Below are 3,263 nucleotides of genomic sequence, written 5' to 3'. Positions count from 1 at the left end.
AAGCCGCCCTTGTCATCGCCGCCAACATCCTCAGCCGCCGCATCAATCCGGCCGAGCGCGCCAGCGCCGTGCTGTTTGCCGATGCCGCCGGCGCCGTGGTGATCGGCTCGTGCGACGACACTGACCGGGGCATTCTTGGCGCTTCGGTGGATTCCGACGGTTCGGGCTACGGGCTGATCCAGATTCCCGCCGGCGGAAGCAACACCCCGTTCCATGGCGACCTCGACCTCGAGCAGACACGGATGACGATCACTGACGGCCGTGAAGTGTTCAGCAAGGCCGTGGAGATGATGACCGATTGCTCAAAAGACGCGCTTGTCGCTGCCGGAGTGCCGCCGCAAGAGATCGATCGGTTCGTTCCGCACCAGGCAAATACCCGCATTTTCGGTGCGGTGGGACGAAACCTCGGCATTGCCGATGATGCCATCGTCAAGACCATCGCCGAATATGGCAATTCTTCCGCCGCGACGATCCCGCTGTCGCTCTCGTTAGCCAATCACATGGAGCCGTTTCGACAGGGCGAGAAGATTCTCCTTGCAGCAGCGGGGGCGGGTCTCAGCGGCGGCGCGCTCGTCGTCGGAATCTAGCCGAGCGACCGGCGCCCAAAGGACGGCAAGACTAGAATGAGTGAAATAGGACAATGGAACCAATGCGAAAATGAGCCAGATCGTGCGCAATTCCCGAAGGTGCCAGCGCCATCGCTCGTGCGGAGGCGAGCCCGCAGATTAGATTTGCCTATGTGGTCTGTTTTTCACCTTGCGTGTCATCGTTGGCCTCGTCGCCGAGCGACGACAACGAGATTCCAAGCAAGCCGCGGTGGTGCGCCATTGTTTGATGGACCCCTTGGGTCGATATATCTTGTCGGCAACGATCACTGCCTTCCTGACCGGATGATTTGATGAACGCACTTTCTGGACAGTTCGACCTGTTCGATCTTGACCCTGGCTACAGGGAAGCACCGCGGCGCATTGCGCCAGCTCGGCGCGCGCGGCAGCAACCCGACATTACGCCCAAAACTGAGGATGATCTCGCCCAGCTGCTCGAAGACACGGGGCGGTTCAAGGTTTTGCGAAAGCTGGTGCCACGTCCGATCATCGATCGCGCTAGCAGCAGATTTCCGAGGCTTGCCGTCCTAGTCGATGTCGAAACCACCGGTCTTAATCATTCCCGCGACGAAGTGATCGAAATCGGTGCCGTCGCCTTCACCTATGACGATGCAGGGATGATCGGCGATGTCGTCGGCGTCTTCAGCGCGTTCCGGCAACCGTCGGGGCCGATACCGGCGGAAATCACTCGCCTGACCGGCATCACCGACGAGATGGTGGCGGGACAGACGATCGATTTCGTTGCCCTCGATGCACTCATTGAGCCTGCCGATCTCATCATCGCCCACAACGCCGGTTTCGACAGGCCATTTTGCGAGCGTCTGTCGCCATCTTTCATCCCAAAACCATGGGCCTGTTCGGTGACGGAAATCCGCTGGGCGGATCACGGCTTCGAAGGCAACAAACTCGGCTATCTGGTCGGACAATCGGGCCTGTTCCATGAGGGGCATCGCGCGACCGACGATTGCCATGCGCTGCTCGAAATTCTTGCCAGGCCGATTACCGGCAGCGGCGTAACGCCATTCTCAGAGCTCCACGCCGCCAGTCAACGACTCCGGGTTCGGGTGTGGGCCGAGAACAGCCCCTTCGAGATGAAGGATCATCTGAAGGCGCGCGGATATCGATGGTCAGATGGCAGTGACGGTCGCCCGAAATCCTGGTGGGCGGAAATCGCCGAGGAGGAACTTGAGGACGAACTCCGATTTCTGCGCGGAGACATTTATCGTTGGCCCGAAGCGGAGCCGCTTATGCAACGGCTTTCAGCAGCCGATCGCTTTAAAGCAGCGTAGTTTGCAACTGCTGACCTGCCGGTAGATACAAATCATCTTTGCTTTAATTTGAACGGTGGGTCACTACTGCGGCGTATTCTTGATGCTCGCATCGTTGGGGGGAAGAGGGGATGGCTGACGAGAATGTGGCGCCGCAGCGCCAGTTTCAGATTGTCCGCAACGGCGATTCGACACCGGCCATCATCGATTGGACCCAAGGAGTCGAGACAGTTCAGAAAGGCATCGCCGATGCCTTGAACGCGCGCAACGTGGCGTTTCTTTTAGGTGCAGGCTGCTCGTCATTGCGTATCGATGGAGAGGAGCGAGGCATCTCAACGATGCAGCCCCTAGCTGAGATGTTTTGCAATACTACCACCCAAGCGTTGGCAGCCGCACAGCAGGCTGCGGAGGACGAGGATTTATTGGGTGAAGACACTGCCGACTTGCCGCCTGTAGAGTCGCCCGACTGGCTTCTAACCAGAGAAGAAGTGGCCATTCTCCAAGAGGCCGGCGTCGAACTGGAAGATGAGTACGCGCGTAACCTCGAGCGGTTGATGGAGGTCCTGCACAGTCTCCGTTTTGTCTCCCAACGTAGCGCGAAATCATCCCACTGGACGCGGGCCAAAGAACTGACGCAGGTCATCAACAAGGTACAAGCATTCCTTTGGGAGCAGTGCACTGACGGTGCTTTCGCGAACGGGGATACGGCTGTCCGCGACCTCTATGAAAAGTTCTATCGCAAATTAGTGTTGCGCGACCGAAGCCTACCCCGTCCTTGGGTGTTCACCACGAATTATGATCTGTTCAACGAAACTGCGATGGATCGCCTTGGCATTCCTTACGCCAATGGTTTCTCGGGCATTATAGAGCGGCGATTCAACCCCTCCACATTTCGCTACGCCTTGGCTGAGCAGCTGGATCTTTCAAACCGAAAATGGTCCGCAGTCGATGCGTTCGTCTATCTGTGTAAGTTGCATGGATCGATCAGCTGGACAGAGGACGATCACGGCCTCTTCCCTATCCGTGAGAAGTGGCCGGCCGACGGCGGCGCCAAAATGATGATCTTTCCGACGCCGGCAAAGCAGAACTCGAGCCTCGGGTCGCCGTATGCCGATCTCTTTCGCGAATTTCAGTCGCGCATCGTTCGCGAGCAAAGCGTCCTAGTGACCGCGGGCTATGGATTCGGCGACGAGCACCTGAACAATATCATTTATCAAGCGCTGACCATCCCGACTTTTCGCTTGATCATCTTTGCTTGCCCGGATGCGCCCGGTGAAATCGCCAAGCTACGTGCCCTTGGCGACCCGCGGATATGGATCATTGGTGGTGACGGCCCCGAGCTCGGCACAAGGGCACACTATTTCGACACGATTGTTGACCGGTTCATGCC

At 58.1% G+C, this 3,263-nt stretch carries 3 protein-coding genes; all 3 read left to right on the top strand.

Translation table 11 applies throughout. The features are described from left to right. Positions 1 to 587 (top strand): 3-oxoacyl-[acyl-carrier-protein] synthase III C-terminal domain-containing protein (locus tag EOA85_RS30990; protein WP_281033815.1); only part of this gene is annotated, 587 nt, incomplete at its 5' end. 311 nt (positions 588 to 898) lie between these two features. Continuing rightward, positions 899 to 1,894 carry a 3'-5' exonuclease gene (locus tag EOA85_RS30985; protein WP_127212269.1) on the top strand — a complete coding sequence of 332 codons (996 nt, stop codon included), beginning with the start codon at positions 899 to 901 and terminating at the stop codon, positions 1,892 to 1,894. A 110-nt stretch (positions 1,895 to 2,004) separates the two neighbouring features. Beyond that, positions 2,005 to 3,263: SIR2 family protein (locus tag EOA85_RS30980; protein ID WP_127212268.1), on the top strand; the 1,259-nt coding region annotated here is incomplete at its 3' end.

The sequence above is a fragment of the Mesorhizobium sp. M5C.F.Ca.IN.020.29.1.1 genome, assembly GCF_003997375.1.
GTDB classification, from domain to species: Bacteria; Pseudomonadota; Alphaproteobacteria; order Rhizobiales; family Rhizobiaceae; genus Mesorhizobium; species Mesorhizobium wenxiniae.
This window is presented reverse-complemented; position numbering and strand designations above follow the sequence as displayed.